A 17,172-nucleotide genomic window follows, 5' to 3' on the forward strand; every position below is an offset into this window, starting at 1 on the left:
CTCAGTCCAAGGTGAAATAGTCGGGACCCGAATACACACCGGTGGCCAGCTTCCGCCGCTGCATCAGCAGATCGTTCAGCAAACTCGAAGCACCAAGGCGGAACCACTCGGGGGTCAGCCAGTCCGGACCGGCGACCTCCTTCACCAGCACCAGATACCGGACCGCATCCTTGGTCGTCCGAATGCCCCCCGCCGGTTTGACGCCCACCTGACGGCCCGTCGCCGCGCGGAAGTCGCGGACGGCCTCCAGCATCACCAACGTCACCGGAAGCGTCGCCGCCGGAGACACCTTGCCCGTGGAGGTCTTGATGAAATCGGCACCCGCGCGCATCGCCAGCCACGACGCGCGGCGCACGTTGTCCAGGGTGACCAGCTCACCGGTCTCGAAGATCACCTTCAGATGCGCACCCCCGCACACCTGCTTCACCGCGGCGATCTCACCGAACACCTTGCCGTAATCCCCCGCCAGGAACGCGCCCCGATCGATCACCATGTCGATCTCCGACGCACCCGCCGCCACCGCCGCACGCGTATCGGCCAACCTGGCCTCCAGCGGCGCCCGGCCCGAGGGGAACGACGTCGCCACACTCGCCACGCCCACGCCACTCCCGCGCAGCGCCTCGACCGCTACACCCACCAGATCGGGGTACACGCACACGGCCGCGACCTTGGGGACCTCGGCATCACCGGGATCGGGACGGACGGCCTTGGCGCACAACGCACGCACCTTCCCCGCCGTATCCGCCCCCTCCAACGTGGTCAGATCCACCATCGCGATCGCCAGATCGATCGCCTCCGCCTTCGCCGAGGTCTTGATCGAACGCGTCGACAGACGCGCCGCCCGCTCCTCGGCACCCACCTGATCGACACCGGGCAGACCATGCAGGAACGCGCGCAGCTCCCGGGCTGTCGGCGGGCTCTCGCCCGGCGCGAGGGTGAGGGTCGGTTCAGGCATGGTCTCCCCTGTTCTCGAGGATGCGGTTGAGGATGAGGGCCGCCACCAGGATGAGGCCGGTCACGAGCATCTGGAAGAAGGAGCTCAGGCCGACCAGGTTGAAGAGGTTCTTCAGGACCGAGAGCAGCAGCACGGCGACGAACGTGCCGAAGATCTTGCCCCGGCCGCCGAAGAGGTTGGTGCCGCCGAGCACGACGGCGGCGATGGCGTCGAGTTCCAGGCCGCTGAACGCGGTGGGCTGGCCGATCGTCAGGCGCGAGGTGAGCAGGATTCCGGCGAGCGCGGCCAGCAGCCCGGAGATGGCGAAGACGGCTGTGGTGACGGCGCGCACGGGGAGGCCGGACAGGCGGGCCGCCTCGCGGTTGCTGCCGGTGGCGTAGACGTACTCTCCGAAGGTGGTGCCGCGCAGCACGAGGGCGGCGACGACGGTGACGCCGATGAAGATGAGGCCCACGATCGGGACGTACCCGATGAAGCCGCCGCCGAGCAGCTGGAAGCCCTCTCCGAGGTCGCCTCCGGCGGGGGTGCCTCCGGTGAGGAGGTAGGTGAGGCCGCGGATGCTGGTGAGCCCGGCCAGGGTGACCATGAAGCTGGGCAGTGCCAGGTAGGCCGACAGCCCGCCCATGAGGGCCCCGGCGGAGGCTCCGGCGGCGAGGGTGAGCATGATCGCGAGCAGTGGATCGAGCCCGTCGGAGATGAGGACGGCGACGAGCATCCCGGCGAAGGCGGCGGTGCTGCCGACCGACAGGTCGATGCCGGCGGTGAGGATGACCAGGGTCATGCCGACGGCGACGATGCCGGTGAGGCTGGACTGCTGGAGCAGGTTGGCGATGTTGCGCGCGGTCAGGAACTCGGGGGCGAGCACGGCGGCCACCACGCACAGCAGCAGGAAGATCACCAGCAGGTTGCCGTTGCGGAGCAGGTCGAGGCCGCGTTGCCGGGACAGCATGCCGGCGCCCGCGAGCCGGGGCTCGGACACGGTCTGGGTCATGGCGTGGCTCCAGTGATGACGGTGTGGGCGATGTCGGCCTCGGGGGCGGTGCGCGGGTCGAAGCGGGCGATGTTGCGGCCCTCGTGCAGCACCCAGACGGTGTCGGCGTGCGCGGTGAGCTCGGCGAGCTCGCTGCTGGCCAGCAGCACGGCGACGCCGTCGTCGGCGAGGCGGCGGACCTGGCGGTAGAGGTCGGCCTTGGCGCCGATGTCCAGTCCGCGGGTGGGCTCGTCCAGCAGCAGCACCCGCATGCCGCGGGTGATCCATTTGGCGAGGACGACCTTCTGCTGGTTGCCGCCCGACAGCTGGCCGACGGGCTGGTCGGGCGAGGCGTGCTTGACGCCGAGTCCGGCGAGGACGGGCGCGGTCATCCGCCTGCCGCGCCCGCGGGGCGCGGCCCAGCCGAGGGCGGCGATGGCGGAGTTGCGGGCGACGCCGAGGCCGAGGAAGAGTCCCTGTTCCTTGCGGCTCTCGGGGACGAGGGCGAGCCCGTTGCGGACGGCGGTGCGGGGGCCCGCGACCTTGAGCGGCGCGCCGTCCAGCCGGGCGCGGACCTCGCCGCGGACGGCGCCGAACAGCGCGTTCAGCAGGGTGGTGCGCCCGGCGCCGGCCAGCCCGGCCAGTCCGACGATCTCGCCGGGCCGCACCTCCAGCCCGGCGACGTCCAGGATGCGGCCGACCCGGACCCGTTCGACCGAGAGCCGGGGGGCGCCGGACGGGACGGGGTGGTCGGTGCGGCGGACCAGGTCGCGGGCCTCCCCGATCATGGCGGCGACCAGTTCGTCGTGGGTGGTGGTGGCGAGGTCGAAGACGCCGACGTCGCGGCCGTCGCGCATGACGGTGGCGCGGTCGCCGATCTCCGACACCTCGTCCAGGCGGTGCGAGATGTAGATGATGGCGCGGCCCTCGGCGGCCAGGCCGCGGATGACGGAGAACACGACCTCCAAATCGCGCCCGCCGAGGGTGGCCGAGGGCTCGTCCATGACGATGACCTTGGCGTCGGTGGTGAGCGCCTTGGCGATGGCGGTGAGCTGCTGCGCGGCGATGGGCAGGTCGCCGACGCGGTCCTCGGGGGAGAACGTCCCGCCGAGCCGGGCGATCAGTTCCCGGGCCGCCGCCGACCGCTGCCGCCGCCGCACCAACGGGCCGCGCGCGGGCGCCCGTCCGAGGAAGAGGTTCTGCGCGACGGTGAGGTCGGGCGCCAGGTCGAGCTCCTGGTAGATGACGCTGATGCCGGCGGCGATGCCGTCCTGGGGGCCGGCGCAGCGCAGCGGCCGGCCGTCCAGGACGATCTCGCCGCCGTCCGGCCGGTACGACCCGGCGAGGATCTTCATCAGGGTGCTCTTGCCCGCGCCGTTCTCGCCGAGCAGGCAGTGCACCTCCCCGGCGCGGACGGTGAGGTTCGCGCCGTCGCACGCGAGCGTGCCGGGGAAGCGCTTGACGATTCCCTTCATCCGCAGGAGCGGGGGCCCTCCCCCGCTCCCCGGCTGCCGTTCGCTCATGAGGTCTCCAGCAGGTGGGCGGCGGTGTGGTGGTCGGTGACCAGGACGTTGCAGATGCGGCTGGCCACGACCGCGCGGCACACGCGGTGCTTGGCGGCGCCGGTGGCCACCGCGATCGACCAGGTGCCGGCGCGCAGGTCGTCCAGGGTGACGCCGAGGGTGCGGCGGTCGAGTTCCTCCCGGACGATGCGGCCCTCGCCGTCGATGAAGCGGCCGACGACGTCGCCCACGCCGCCGGCGCCGGCGATGGCGTCGACGTCGGCGGAGGTGAGGTGGCCGGACTCGACCAGGACCGAGTTGTGGGAGAGGGCGCCGGGGCTGAACAGGAAGGCGCCGCAGTGCCGGGCCAGTTCCAGCACGCCCGCGACGGAGCGGTCGCTCTCCAGCGCCTCCCGGGTGGAGCTCTTCTCCACGATGGCGGGGACCGACAGCAGCGTGACGGTGCCGCCGCCGTGGTGGGCGAGGCGGCTGGCCATGTCGGAGGCGGAGGTGGGCCGCCGGGTGCGGCTGAGCCCGCCGTTGACCTGGACGACGTGGACGCCCCTGGCCCAGCCGGGTGGGATGTGCGCGGCGACGGCATCGAGGGTGCGTCCCCAGGAGACGCCGAGGGTGCGCGGGGAGGGGCTGAGGTCGGCCAGGTACTGGGCGGCCACCCCGGCGACGCGGTCGCGCAGTTCGAGGTCGCCGTTCACGCCGTCGGCGGGGACGACGACGGCGTCGCGCAGCCCGTACCGCTCGACCAGGGCGCGCTCGTCGGCGTGCCGCCGGTGGCGCGGGTGGACGATCTCGATCCGGACGATGCCCGCCGTACGCGCCTCGGCGAGCAGCCGCCCGACCTTCCACCTGGTCAGGTGCAGTTTGCGGCCGATCTGCTCCTGGGTCTGGTCGCCCTCGTAGTACATCTCGGCGACCCTGAGCAGCAGGGCCTCGTATCCGGGTTCGTCAGGGTTCATCGGTCTCTCCGCTGGGCCGGCCGAGCCGGTGCGCCACCTCGCGGGTGGCGGCGGTGGCCTGCCGGTAGAGGGCGTATCCCTCGTCGTAGGCGCCGTTCGCCGCGGGCGCCGAGGGTTCGACCAGGGTGGTGGCCGGGGTGAACGCCTCCGCGGCGGCGGCCAGGTCGGGGTGGGCCCCGGTGGCGGTGGCCGCGATGACCGCGCAGGCCCGCAGCGTGAGGTTGTCGCCCGCGCCGACCAGCCGCAGCGGGCGGCCCAGGACGTCGGCGGTGATCGACAGCCACAGCGGGTTGTGCTGGATGCCGCCGGAGACGTAGATGTCCTTCACCGGCACCCCGGCCTCGAGGAAGGACTCCAGGACCTGGCGGGTGCCGTACGCGACGCCTTCCACGGCGGCCCGGTACAGCTGCGCCGGGGTGGTGCCGAGGGTCAGGCCGAGGACGGCGCCGCGCAGCGCCGGGTCGCGCAGCGGTGTCCGGTTGCCCATGAAGTAGTCGAGGACGACGAGGCCGTGCTCGCCCGGTCCCACCCGGGCGGCCTCGTCCCACAGCTCGGGGAGCCGTTCGCGGCTGAGCCCGAGCATGTCCTCGCTCACCCAGCGCAGCACCGAGCCCGCCGAGACCTGCCCGCCCTCGACGAGCCAGTGCCCGTCGCGGAGCGCGTCGGGGTAGGGGCCCCAGATCGCTGGGGTGAACACGGGGTCCTCGATCTCGGCGACGAAGGCGTTGGAGGTGCCGCAGACGACCGACAGCCGCCCGGGCTCCAGGCCGCCGGTGGCCAGCAGCGACAGGTGGGCGTCGATGCCGCCGACGGCGACCCGGGGCGTGCCGCGCAGGCCGAGCTCGGCGCCGGCCGCGGCGGTCACCTCCCCGGCCGTGGCGCCGACCGGCAGCACCTCGGGCGGCAGCTTCCCGGCCAGGTCGGGGACGCCGAGCGACTCGTACAGCCCGGTGGGGTAGCCGTCGCCGCGCGGGTCGTGGTTGGACTTGCAGACGGCGTTCATCCGCGAGGCCGTCCACGTGCCGGTGAGCCGCCAGGTGAGGTAGTCGACCGCCTCGACGATCCGGGCCGCCCGCCGGTAGGTCTCCGGTTCGTTGCGGGCCAGCCACATCGCCTTGGGCACCAGCCATTCCACGGCGTCGGCGCCGCCCGCGTACCGGAGCACCGGGTGGCCGGTGCGGGCGGTGAGCTCGGACTCGGCGCCGGCGCGGGCGTCCATCCAGAGCAGGGCGGGGCGCAGCGGGCGGCCGTCGCCGTCGAGGACGACGACGGTGGAGGCGGTGGTGGCCACCGCGACGCCCGACACGGCCGGGCCGCCCGCCTCGGCGAGCGCCTGCCGGGTCGCGGCGACGACGGCGCGCCACCAGTCCTCCGGGTCCTGCTCGGCCCGGCCCGGCCGCGGGTAGCCGGTGGCGTACCCGTGCCGGCCGGTGCCCAGCACCGCGCCGCCGGCCGTGTAGACGGCCACCCGCGCCCCTTCGGTGCCCAGGTCGATGCCCAGGAGCGCGCTCATGTCCCCTCCCCTCCGCCGTCCGGCGGGCGGGGCGCGGTCCCCGTCACGCGCCCTCGCCCGGCCGGAAGAGTACCTTCGAGCTGAATATGGAACGTTCCCCCAGCGCGCGCATCGTCTCCGGCAGCGCGTCCAGGCCCAGCTCGTGCGTGATCATGAACTTCCAGCGCAGCGCGCCGGAGGCCATCGCGTCCACCGTCGCCCGCCACTCCTCGCCGGGGAACGGCGCGGAGAAGGAGTTCCACGCGCCGTGCAGGGTGATCTCCCTGCGGAGGAAGGCGTTGAAGGTGTCCTTGGCCAGCTCGACCGGGGCGTGCGGGATGCCGATGAAGACCGCCTCGCCGCGCCGGGCGCACAGCGAGGCCGCCATGTCCGCGGTGACCGGGCTGCCCGCCGACTCCACCACCACGTCGTACCCGTCCCCGGCCAGGTCGCGCGCCTGCTCGGCGCCGGAGGCGGTCTGGGTGGCGCCGGCCTCCTGCGCCATCGCCAGCTTCTGGTCGTTGACCTCGACGGCCAGCACCTCCGAGGCGCCCGCCAGCCGCGCCCACTGGATCGCGAACAGGCCGATCGGCCCGGCGCCGACGACCGCCACCCGGTGCCCGATGCCCAGCCGGGTGCGCCAGATCGCGTGCAGCGCGATCGCCGCGGGGTCGACCATCGCGGCCGCCTCGGCGGACACCTGCTCGGGGACGGTGAACAGGTTGCCCGAGGGCACCGTGACGTACTCGGCGTACGCGCCGTCGCGACGGCTGCCGAAGTAGTCGTAGTCGAGGCAGAGGCTGAACCGGCCCCGCTGGCACTCCGCGCAGACCCGGCACGGGATCAGCGGCGGGACGGTCACCAGGTCGCCCTCGGACGCGCCGCTCACGCCCCGCCCGGCCGCCACCACGCGTCCGGAGAACTCGTGGCCGCACACGACCGGCATCCGGTGCGCGCCCGCGGTCAGCATCCGGGCGATGTCGGAGCCGCAGACGCCGCAGGCCTCCACCCGCACCAGCGCCTCGCCGGGGCCCGGCTCGGGCCGGGGCACCTCCTCGACGCGGATGTCACCGGGCGCGTGCAGCACGGCCGCGAGCATTCTCTCAGGCACGATGTTCCTTTCCTGCTTGTTCTCAGCCGGGGGTCGTTCAGGAGGCGCGGGCGAACACGGTGTCGCCGGCGTACCTCGCGGCGTTCGACGGGTCGACCAGGCCGGTCCCGGCGTCCACGTACGACGGCACCTTCTCCCCGTTCCGGACCTTGATCGCGGTCTGCGCGGCCAGCCCGCCCATGCCGATCGGGTCGTTGAGCGCGGTGGCGACGTACTGCCCCGCGGGAATGGCCTTCACCGCCTCCATGAGGCCGTCGACCCCGGCGACCTTCACGTCGGTGCGCCGGTTCTCGCGGAGCACCTGGAGCGCGCCGACCGCCATGTCGTCGTTGTGCGCGTAGACGGCCTTCACGTCGGGGTTGGCCTGCAGCAGGTCCTGCATGGCGCCGACCGCCTTGGCCCGCAGGTAGTCGCTGTACGGGCCCTTGACGATGCGGATCTTGGAGTTGGCGGCGACGCCCTGCTGGAACCCGTTGCCGCGGTCGCGGGCCACCGCGCCGCCGGCGTCGCCCTGGATCTCGATGACCTTGCCGCCGCCGGGGCCGAGCGCCTTGGCGACCCGCTCCCCGACCAGCCGTCCCATCGTGACGTTGTCGCGCCCGACATGGGTCTGCGCGCCCGTGGGCACCGGCCGGTCGACGGTGACCACGGGGATCTTGGCGGCCTTGGCGGCGGCCAGCCCGGCGGCGACGCCCTTGGGGTCGACCGGGTTGACCAGGAGCACGTCCACGCCGCGGGTGATCAGGTCCTGGATGTCGTTGTTCTGCTTGGTCACGTCGCCGTTGGCGTCGGCGAACAGCAGCTTGGCGCCGGCCTTGTCCGCGGCCTGCTGCGCCCCGTTCTTGAGCTGGACGTAGAACGGCGACTGCTGGGTGACCTGACTGAAGCCGATCACCACCTGGCCGCCCTTGTCCCCATCGTCCGACCCCGAGCCGCCCGGCCCGGTGGAGACCGAACACGCCGACGCCGCCGTGACGATCGCCGCCAGCGCTCCGACCAGGAACGTTCTCCGCATGCTGCCCTCCCGGGTTGTGTTTCGGGTCACAACGTAAAAGGGCATTTCATGCGGCCGCAACATATGCGTAACCGTTTGCTCATGTGAGCAGCGCGGGCCGGTGCCCGGCTCTGATCAGCGGATTCGCCGGCTAGTCGGTCAGCCGGCGCCGGGCCAGGACCACATCGGCCCGCCCGGCCGGGGGCGGCGTCCGGGCACCGTCCTGCCCGGACCCGCGGCGCAGCCGCGCCAGCCGGGCGGCCACCGCGCGGGTGGACTCCAGCTCGTCGCGGAGCCGGCCGACCAGGCCCCGCAGCCGGCCGACCTCGCCGCGCAGGAGCTCGGCCTCCCGCTCCAGCGTGAAGATGTATCTGATCCCCGCGAGGTTGATCCCCTCCTCCTGCGTGAGGCGGCGGATCTCGCGGAGCGTGACGATGTCGCGCGCGCAGTAGCGGCGCCCGCGACCGCTCGTGCGTTTCGGGCAGACCAGCCCGAGGCGGTCGTAGGTGCGCAGGGTCTGCGGGTGCAGCCCCGACAGCTCCGCGGCCACCGAGATCACGTAGACCGGCGTGTCCTCGCCGACGGCGTCCACCGGCGCCCTCCTCTCCTCCGCCGCCCCGGGGGCACGGTTCAGCCGGTGCCGTCGCGCTTCCCGCCGTCCTCGTCGACGACCTCCGCGTCGACCACCTCGCCGTCGTCCTGACGGGTGCCGCTCTGGCCGGACGGCCCGCCCTCGGGGTTCTGCGCGTACATGGCCGCGCCCATCTTCTGGCTGGTCCGGGCGAGCTTCTCGGCGGCGGTCCTGACGGCCTCGAGGTCGGTGCCCTCCAGTGCCTTCCTCACCCCGGCGACGGCCTCCTCGACCTCGGCCTCCGTCTCCGCGGGGATCTTCTCGCCGTTCTCCCGCAGGAACGTCCCGGTCGAGTGCGCCAGGGTGTCGGCCCGGTCGCGGACCTCGACCTCCTCCTTGCGGCGGGCGTCTTCCTCCGCGTACTCCTCGGCGTCGCGCATCATCTTCTCGATGTCGTCCCTGGGCAACGCCGATCCGCCGGTGATCGTGATCGACTGCTCCCGGCCGGTCGCCTCGTCGCGGGCCGAGACGTCGACGATCCCGTCGGCGTCGATGTCGAAGACGACCTCGATCCGGGGGACGCCGCGCGGGGCGGGCGGGATGCCGTCCAGCACGAAGGTGCCCAGCCTCATGTTGTAGGCGGCGATCTCCCGCTCGCCCTGGAAGACCTGGACGCCCACCGAGGGCTGGTTGTCGGTGGCGGTCGAGAACGATTCCGAGCGCTTGGTGGGGATGGTGGTGTTGCGCTCGATGATCTTGGTGAAGATGCCGCCCTTGGTCTCGATCCCCAGCGACAGCGGGGTCACGTCCAGCAGCAGGACGTCCTTGACCTCGCCCTTGAGCACGCCCGCCTGCAGGCTCGCGCCGATCGCCACGACCTCGTCGGGGTTGACGCCCTTGTTGGGCTCCTTGCCCCCGGTCAGCTCCTTGACCAGCTCACTGACGGCCGGCATGCGCGTCGAACCGCCGACCAGCACGACCTGGTCGATGCCGTCCACGGTGATCCCGGCGTCCTTGAGCACCTGCTTGAACGGCGCCTTGGTCCGCTCCAGCAGATCGGAGGTCATCCGCTGGAACTCGCCCCGGGTCAGCTTCTCGTCCAGGTGCAGCGGACCCTCGGAGGAAGCGGTGATGTAGGGAAGGTTGATCTGCGTCTCCGAGGACGACGACAGCTCGATCTTGGCCTTCTCGGCCGCCTCGCGCAGCCGCTGCAGCGCCATCTTGTCCTTGGACAGGTCCACGCCGTTGGCGTTCTTGAACTTCTCCACCAGCCACTCGACGACCTTGTTGTCCCAGTCGTCGCCGCCCAGGTGGTTGTCACCGGAGGTCGCCTTCACCTCGACCACCCCGTCGCCGACCTCCAGCAGCGACACGTCGAAGGTGCCGCCGCCCAGGTCGAACACCAGGATGGTGGCCTCGTTCTCCTTCTCCAGGTGGTAGGCCAGCGCCGCGGAGGTGGGCTCGTTGATGATCCGCAGCACGTTCAGCCCGGCGATCTGCCCGGCCTCCTTGGTGGCCTGCCGCTGGTGGTCGGAGAAGTAGGCCGGCACGGTGATCACCGCGTCGGTCACCTTCTCGCCCAGGTAGGCCTCGGCGTCGCGCTTGAGCTTCTGCAGCACGAACGCGCTGATCTGCTGGGGGGTGAACGGCTTGTCGTCGATCTTGGTCTTCCAGTCGGTGCCCATCTCGCGCTTGACCGACCGGATGGTGCGGTCGACGTTGGTCACCGCCTGCCGCTTGGCGACCTCACCGACCAGCACCTCGCCGTTCTTGGCGAACGCCACCACCGACGGCGTGGTCCGCGAACCCTCCGCGTTGGCGATCACCGTGGGCTCGCCGCCCTCCAGGATCGCGACGACCGAGTTGGTCGTCCCCAGGTCGATACCGACCGCACGTGCCATGTCCCTCGCCCTCCACCTGATCGCCCGCCCGGCGCGCGGCCGGGGCCCGGCATCCGCCAGGCTGCCCCAGCCCGTCGGAGGTGTCAACGCGAGTGAGCCGGGGCGACTCAACTTTGATGCGCCATGATCAGCAAGGTGGAACGGCGGGTGTCGCCGGGCCGCGCCTCACCCGCACGGCCCGGCCTGGGACGTCACTGCGGAAGGCCGCCCCGGGAGACGAGCTGGCTGACGATGACGTTGCGCTGGATCTCGTTGGTGCCCTCGCCGACGATCATCAGCGGCGCGTCGCGGAAGTAGCGCTCCACGTCGAACTCGGTGGAGTAGCCGTAGCCGCCGTGGATCCGGACGGCGTCCAGGGCGATCTCCATGGCCGTCTCGGAGGCGAACAGCTTGGCCATCCCGGCCTCCATGTCGCTGCGCTCGCCGCTGTCGTAGCGCTGGGCGGCGTGGACCAGCAGGTTGCGGGCGGCGGTGAGCTTGGTCGCCATGTCGGCCAGGTAGTTGCCGATGCTCTGGTGCTTCCAGATGGGCTTCCCGAACGACTCGCGCTGCTGGGCGTACCGGAAGGCGTCGTCGAAGGCGGCGCGGCCGACACCGGTGGCGCGGGCGGCGACCTGGATCCGGCCGATCTCCAGCCCCTTCATCATCTGCGCGAACCCCCGCCCCTCGACCCCGCCGAGCAGCGCCTCCCCCGGCACCCGGCACGCGTCGAACGACAGCTCGCAGCTCTCCACGCCCTTGTAACCGAGCTTGGGGAGGTCCTTGGAGACGGTGAAGCCGGGGACCTTCTCGACCAGCAGGATGCTGATGCCGGAGTGGGCCGGGCGGGCGTCGGGGTCGGTCTTGCACATCAGCGCCACGAGCTGGGAGCGGCGGGCGTTGGTGATCCAGGTCTTGGCACCGTCGACCACGTAGTCGTCGCCGTCGCGGCGCGCCACCGTCCGCATCGCCTGCAGGTCCGAGCCGCCGCCGGGCTCGGTCAGCGCCATCGTGGCGCGGATCTCGCCGGTCGCCATCCGCGGCAGGTAGCGGCGCCGCTGCTCCTCGGTGCCGTAGGCCAGCAGCAGCTTGGCGACCACGGTGTGCCCGCCCATCGACCCGGCCAGGCTCATCCAGCCGCGCGCCAGCTCCTCGGTGACCAGCGCGTAGCACGGCGTGGAGACCGCCGCCTCCCCGTACGGCTCGGGCACGGCCAGCCCGAACACGCCCATCTCCTTCATCCGGTCGATGAGCTCGCCGGGATAGGTGTCGGAGTGCTCCAGCTCGCGGACGACGGGCCGGACCTCCCGTTCGACGAAGTCGCGGACGGTCTCCACGATGGCGCGTTCCTCTGCGCTGAGCCCGAACATGCTCACCCCTCCCAGGAAGTCACCTATAAAATATATGATCCTGGGTCGCGGTGCGAAGCCGGGGGGTGAGAAGCCCGGTGAGACGACGTCAGCCGGCGTGCAGGGCCTCGCGCACGCCCGCCGCGATCTGGAGATCCTCCCTCGCCTCGACCACCAGGGTCCGGACCCGCGCGCCCGGCGCGCTGACGTCGGTGTCACCGCGGGCCGCGCCGTTGGCGTCCGGGTCCACGGCCGGGCCGAGGAACGCCAGGTCGGCGGCGGCGCGGCGGCGGACCTCGGCGTCGTGCTCCCCCACCCCGCCGGTGAAGACCAGCGCGTCCAGCCCGCCGAGCGCGGCGATCATGGCGGCGGCGCAGGCGCGCAGGCGGTGGTGGTAGACGTCCAGGGCCGCCGCCGCCACGGCGTCCCCCCGGCCGGCGCGGGCCCGCACCTCCCGCATGTCCGCGGTCCCGGCCAGGGCCAGCAGCCCCGACCGGTGCTCCAGCGCGTCGTTGATCTCGTCGGCGGGGACGCCGTGGCGCAGCAGCCACAGCGGCACCCCGGGGTCGATGCTGCCCGCCCGGGTCGCCATGACCAGGCCCTCCAGCGGCGTGAACCCCATCGTGGTGTCGACCGAACGGCCGCCCTCGACCGCGGCGAGCGAGGCGCCCGCGCCCAGATGGCAGATCACCATCCGCAGCTCCGCCGGATCGCGGCCCAGCAGCTCCCCCGCGCGGCCCACGGCGTGGGCGTACGACAGCCCGTGGAACCCGTACCGGCGCAGCGCGAACCGCTCCCGCCACTCGGCCGGGACGGCGTAGGTCGCGGCGGCGTCCGGAAGGGTCGCGTGGAAGGCGGTGTCGAAGCAGGCGACCACCGGCACGCCCGGCAGGGCGCGGCGGATCTCGCCCAGCGCGTACAGCGACAGCGGCTGGTGCAGCGGCGCCAGCCCGATCAGCCCGTGCAGCCGCGCGGTGACCCCGTCGTCGACGAGCGTGGGCGCGGTGAAGCCGGGGCCGCCGTGCACGAACCGCAGCCCCACCGCGTCCGGACGGGGCATCCGGTGCACGGCCGCCGCCACCTGCTCGGCCTCCCGCTCCCCCATCCCCGTGGCGACCTCGGCGCGCGCCGCCACCGCGTCGCCGGGTTCGAGCACGCTCAGTTTCAGGCTGCTGGAGCCGGGGTTGACCGTCAGCACCCGCATCTCAGGACGCTCCCCCGTACGGCCACACCCAGTCGCGGACCTCGGGGGCGTCCTCGCCGTGCTCGCGGGTGTGGACGCGCATGGCCAGCCGCTTGTCGGCCATGCGCTGCCGGATGTGCGCGACCCGTCCGCCCAGGGACGGCACCCGGTCGATGACGTCCATGACCAGGTGGTAGCGGTCCAGGTCGTTCATCATCACCATGTCGAACGGCGTGGTCGTGGTGCCCTCCTCCTTGTACCCGCGCACGTGCAGGTTCGGGTGCCCGGCACGGCGGTAGGCGAGCCGGTGGATCAGGTACGGGTAGCCGTGGAAGGCGAAGATGACCGGCCTGTCGGCGGTGAAGATCATGTCGAAGTCGCGGTCGGAGAGCCCGTGCGGATGCTCGGTGTCGGGCTGCAGCCGCATCAGGTCGACCACGTTCACGACCCGGACCCGCAGCTCGGGGAAGTATTGCCGGAGCAGGTCGACGGCGGCGAGCGTCTCCAGTGTCGGCACGTCGCCCGCGCAGGCCATCACCACGTCGGGGTCTCCCCCGCCCCCGGTGCTGGCCCACTCCCAGATGCCGAGGCCGCGCGTGCAGTGCGCGATGGCCTGGTCCATCGGCAGCCAGTTCGGCGAGGGCTGCTTCCCGGCGACGACGACGTTGACGTAGTCGCGCGAGCGCAGGCAGTGGTCGGTCACCGACAGCAGCGTGTTGGCGTCCGGCGGAAGGTAGACCCGCACGATCTCGGGCTTCTTGTTCATCACCACGTCCAGGAAGCCGGGGTCCTGGTGGGTGAAGCCGTTGTGGTCCTGCCGCCACACGTGCGAGGACAGCAGGTAGTTCAGCGAGGCGATCGGGCGCCGCCACGCCAGCCGCCGCGTCACCTCCAGCCACTTGGCGTGCTGGTTGAACATCGCGTCGACGATGTGGACGAACGCCTCGTAGCTGTTGAACAGCCCGTGCCGCCCGGTCAGCAGGTAGCCCTCCAGCCAGCCCTGGCACAGGTGCTCGCTCAGCACCTCCATGACCTGGCCGTGCGGGCCCTGGTGCTCGTCGGTGGGATACCGCTCGGCCCGGAAGACCCGGTCGGTCACCTCGAACACCGCGTCCAGGCGGTTGGAGGCGGTCTCGTCGGGGCCCATGAGCCGGAAGCGGCCCCGGTTGGCGGCGAGCACGTCGCGCAGCCACGCCCCCAGCACCCGTGTGGGCTCGGCCGTCCGCTCGCCCGGGCCGTCGACCTCGACGCCGTAGAGCCGGAAGTCCGGCAGGACCAGCGGGCGCAGCAGTTCTCCCCCGTTGGCGTGCGGGTTGGCGCTCATCCGCCGCCGGCCGCGCGGCGGCAGCTCGCGCAGCGTCTCCACCGGGCGGCCGTCGGCGTCGAACAGCTCGTCGGGACGGTACGACCGCAGCCAGTCCTCCAGCCGCGCGAGGTGCTCCGGATCGTCGCGCACCCTCGACAGCGGGACCTGATGCGACCGCCAGGTACCCTCCACCGGCAGCCCGTCGACCTCTTTCGGCCCAGTCCAGCCCTTGGGCGTGCGCAGCACGATCATCGGCCAGCGGACCCGGCCGTTCGCCTGGCCGTCCGGGCCCTCCGCCCGGGCGTCGCGCGCCGCTTCCTGGATCCGGGCGATCTCGTCCAGGGCCTGGTCGAGCGCGGCGGCCATCTTCTGGTGCATCGCGGCGGGCTCGTCGCCCGACACGAGGATGGGACGGTACCCGTACCCCGACAGCAGCAGCGTCAGCTCTTCCTCGGGGATGCGCGCCAGCACCGCCGGATTGGCGATCTTGTAGCCGTTCAGGTGCAGGATCGGCAGCACCGCGCCGTCGCGCACCGGGTCAAGCCACGTGCCCGAGTGCCAGCTCGCCGCCAGCGGCCCGGTCTCGGCCTCGCCGTCCCCGACGATGCACGCCACCACCAGGTCCGGGTTGTCGAACGCGGCGCCGTAGGCGTGCGCCAGCGAGTACCCCAGCTCGCCGCCCTCGTGGATCGAGCCGGGCGTCTCCGGCGCCACATGGCTCGGCACCCCGCCCGGGAAGGAGAACTGCCGGAACAGCCGGGCCATGCCCGCCGCGTCCCGCGACACGTCCGGGTACACCTCGCTGTAGGTGCCCTCCAGCCAGGCGTTGGCGACCGCGGCCGGGCCCCCGTGCCCCGGGCCCATGATGTAGATCATGTCCAGGTCGCGCGCCCGGATGACCCGGTTGAGATGGGCGTAGCAGAAGTTCAGGCCGGGCGAGGTGCCCCAGTGGCCCAGCAGCCGCGGCTTGATGTGCCCGGGCCGCAGCTCCTCCCGTAGCAGCGGGTTGTCCAGCAGGTAGATCTGCCCCACCGACAGGTAGTTCGCGGCGCGCCACCAGGCGTCGATCGCCGCGGCCTCCGCGGCGCCCAGCCGATCCGTCGCGGCCGGCCGCTCGGTGCCGCCCGCCCGCGGCGCCGCGGCCCCCCTCCCGCTGTCCCGCAGGGCTCTTCTCAAGGGTCGTCCCCTCCGCATCGCAGGGCGTTCGATCAACGCCGGGAGCAGTACCCTCGACGCCCTTCCCCGCGCGGGCGGGACCAATCGGAACCGGGACGCACCGGATCCGGTCAGCCGGCGGGCACGGCGATCGCGGTCACGGCCAGGCCGCCGCCCGCGGCCCACCGCCCGTCGAACGACGCGAACGGCGAGTCGCCCACCAGGATCGCGGCCCGGAACGTCCCGCCGGGATCGAAGGTGAGCGAGGCGTCCTCGAACCCCAGCCAGCGGCCGGTGACCGGGAACCACGCCTTGTAGACCGACTCCTTGGCGCTGAACAGCAAGCGGTCCCAGTGCACGCCCGGCGCGGTACGGCCCAGGCCGTCCAGCATCGCCAGCTCCTCCTCGCGGGCGACCGCCTCCAGCACCCCGTCCGGCAGCGGGCCGTGCGGCTCGGCGTCGATGCCGAGGGCGGCCAGGTCGGCGGCCCTGGCCACGGCCGCCGCGCGGTAGCCGTCGCAGTGCGTCATGCTGCCGACCACCCCGTCCGGCCAGCGCGGCGCCCCCTTGTCGCCGCGCGTGATCGGCACCGGCGGCAGGCCCAGCCCGGCCAGCGCCCGCCGCGCGCACCAGCGGACGGTGGTGAACTCCCGGCGGCGCTTGTCCACGGCCCGCGCGACGGCGGGCTCCTCCTCGGGGAGCAATTTCGCCTCGGCCGGATCGTCGTAGGCGCTCGCGGTGACCACTCCCGCGGGCAGGATCCGCTCGATCATCCGGCGGCCGCCGCCGGTTCGGAGGGCGGGGCGGGGAGGATGCGCCGCGGCCCGCGCGGGCCGTCGCCGCGCTTGCGCCACTCGCGCGGGTAGCCGACCGACACCTCCTCGAACCGCACCCCGTCGCTCCACAACGTCCGGGGGATGTGCAGGTGCCCGTACACGACGGTCACCGCGCCGAACCGCACGTGCCAGTCGGCGGTGCGCTCACTGCCGCACCACTGCGCGAACTCTGGGTACCACAGGATCCGGGTGGGCTCGCGGGTCAGCGGGAAGTGGTTGGCCAGCAGCGTGCGGGCACCGTCCGGGAGCTCGGCCATGCGCCGCTCGGTGTAGGCGATCCGGGCGTCGCACCAGGCGTCGCGGGTCGGGTACGGGTCGGGGTGCAGCAGGACCTCGTCGGTGCACACCACGCCCGCGTCGTAGGCGACCTTCAGCGCCTCCTCCTTGGTGGAGGTGCCCTCGGGCCGGAAGGTGTAGTCGTAGAGGACGAAGAGCGGCGCGACCGTCACCGGGCCGCCCTCGCCCTCCCACACCGCGTACGGGTCCTCCGGGGTGAGGACGCCCAGCTCCCGGCACATCTCCACCAGCCGCAGGTAGCGGGCCTCGCCGCGGAGCTGGACGGGGTCGTTCTTGGGCGTCCACAGCTCGTGGTTGCCAGGGGTCCAGATCACTTTCTCGAACGCGCCGCTCAGCGTGCGCAGGGCCCATTCGACGTCGGCGAAGTGCTCGGCGACGTCCCCGGCCACCACGAGCCAGTCGCCGTCGGACTCGGGCCGCAGCCCTTCGACGAACGCGCGGTTGTCGGCGAATCCCACATGGAGGTCACTGATCGCGTAAAGACCGCTCACCCTGTGATCCTAAGGGCGCCGGCCGGACGCGGCGGTGTGGCGTGGCACCCATTCGGCGGACGCGCGGGGCGGGCGGTGCCAGGGCCCGCCCGCCCCCACGTCGCTC

Annotated in this window: 14 protein-coding genes; all 14 read right to left on the minus strand. The window is 72.8% G+C overall.

Going from position 1 to position 17,172, the window contains the following annotated elements; translation table 11 throughout:
- Window position 1 precedes the first annotated feature (1 nt).
- The 14 genes from deoC to ACZ466_RS54225 all read right to left on the minus strand — a co-directional run bounded on the left by deoC (window position 2) and on the right by ACZ466_RS54225 (window position 17,066).
- Window positions 2-955 carry a deoxyribose-phosphate aldolase gene (deoC, locus tag ACZ466_RS54160; RefSeq protein ID WP_378293218.1) on the minus strand — a complete coding sequence of 318 codons (954 nt, stop codon included), beginning with the start codon at window positions 953-955 and terminating at the stop codon, window positions 2-4.
- Window positions 948-1,946: an ABC transporter permease gene (locus ACZ466_RS54165; protein WP_378293220.1), complete on the minus strand. Its 999-nt coding sequence runs from the start codon at window positions 1,944-1,946 to the stop codon at window positions 948-950. Before ACZ466_RS54165 ends, deoC begins: the two co-directional genes overlap by 8 nt.
- Window positions 1,943-3,448: a sugar ABC transporter ATP-binding protein gene (locus ACZ466_RS54170; RefSeq protein ID WP_378293222.1), complete on the minus strand. Its 1,506-nt coding sequence runs from the start codon at window positions 3,446-3,448 to the stop codon at window positions 1,943-1,945. Before ACZ466_RS54170 ends, ACZ466_RS54165 begins: the two co-directional genes overlap by 4 nt.
- A complete protein-coding gene (locus tag ACZ466_RS54175) occupies window positions 3,445-4,401 on the minus strand; it encodes a sugar-binding transcriptional regulator (RefSeq protein WP_378293224.1) in 957 nt (318 codons plus the stop codon). Before ACZ466_RS54175 ends, ACZ466_RS54170 begins: the two co-directional genes overlap by 4 nt.
- Window positions 4,391-5,914, minus strand: a complete 1,524-nt coding sequence (locus ACZ466_RS54180) for an FGGY-family carbohydrate kinase (protein WP_378293226.1) — start codon at window positions 5,912-5,914, stop codon at window positions 4,391-4,393. The genes ACZ466_RS54175 and ACZ466_RS54180 overlap by 11 nt, the downstream gene beginning before the upstream one ends.
- A 43-nt stretch (window positions 5,915-5,957) precedes the next feature.
- Window positions 5,958-7,004 carry a galactitol-1-phosphate 5-dehydrogenase gene (locus ACZ466_RS54185; RefSeq protein WP_378293228.1) on the minus strand — a complete coding sequence of 349 codons (1,047 nt, stop codon included), beginning with the start codon at window positions 7,002-7,004 and terminating at the stop codon, window positions 5,958-5,960.
- 37 nt (window positions 7,005-7,041) lie between these two features.
- Window positions 7,042-8,019: a substrate-binding domain-containing protein gene (locus tag ACZ466_RS54190; RefSeq protein WP_378293230.1), complete on the minus strand. Its 978-nt coding sequence runs from the start codon at window positions 8,017-8,019 to the stop codon at window positions 7,042-7,044.
- Window positions 8,020-8,149: 130 nt separating this feature from the next.
- On the minus strand, window positions 8,150-8,590 hold the full coding sequence (locus ACZ466_RS54195; protein ID WP_378293233.1) for a heat shock protein transcriptional repressor HspR: 441 nt from the start codon (window positions 8,588-8,590) through the stop codon (window positions 8,150-8,152).
- A gap of 38 nt (window positions 8,591-8,628) precedes the next feature.
- The gene (gene dnaK, locus ACZ466_RS54200; protein WP_464042462.1) at window positions 8,629-10,470 is read right to left on the minus strand and encodes a molecular chaperone DnaK; all 1,842 of its coding nucleotides are present in this window, start codon (window positions 10,468-10,470) and stop codon (window positions 8,629-8,631) included.
- A 191-nt stretch (window positions 10,471-10,661) separates the two neighbouring features.
- Window positions 10,662-11,819, minus strand: a complete 1,158-nt coding sequence (locus tag ACZ466_RS54205) for an acyl-CoA dehydrogenase family protein (protein ID WP_378293259.1) — start codon at window positions 11,817-11,819, stop codon at window positions 10,662-10,664.
- Window positions 11,820-11,907: 88 nt separating this feature from the next.
- Window positions 11,908-13,002 carry an acetate/propionate family kinase gene (locus ACZ466_RS54210; protein ID WP_378293261.1) on the minus strand — a complete coding sequence of 365 codons (1,095 nt, stop codon included), beginning with the start codon at window positions 13,000-13,002 and terminating at the stop codon, window positions 11,908-11,910.
- Window position 13,003: 1 nt separating this feature from the next.
- A complete protein-coding gene (locus tag ACZ466_RS54215; protein WP_378293263.1) occupies window positions 13,004-15,463 on the minus strand; it encodes a phosphoketolase family protein in 2,460 nt (819 codons plus the stop codon).
- Between the two features lie 110 nt (window positions 15,464-15,573).
- Window positions 15,574-16,215, minus strand: a complete 642-nt coding sequence (locus ACZ466_RS54220) for a 4'-phosphopantetheinyl transferase family protein (RefSeq protein WP_378293265.1) — start codon at window positions 16,213-16,215, stop codon at window positions 15,574-15,576.
- Window positions 16,212-17,066: a metallophosphoesterase family protein gene (locus ACZ466_RS54225; RefSeq protein WP_378293267.1), complete on the minus strand. Its 855-nt coding sequence runs from the start codon at window positions 17,064-17,066 to the stop codon at window positions 16,212-16,214. Before ACZ466_RS54225 ends, ACZ466_RS54220 begins: the two co-directional genes overlap by 4 nt.
- Window positions 17,067-17,172: the final 106 nt, after the last annotated feature.

This window comes from Actinomadura rugatobispora (assembly GCF_055379765.1).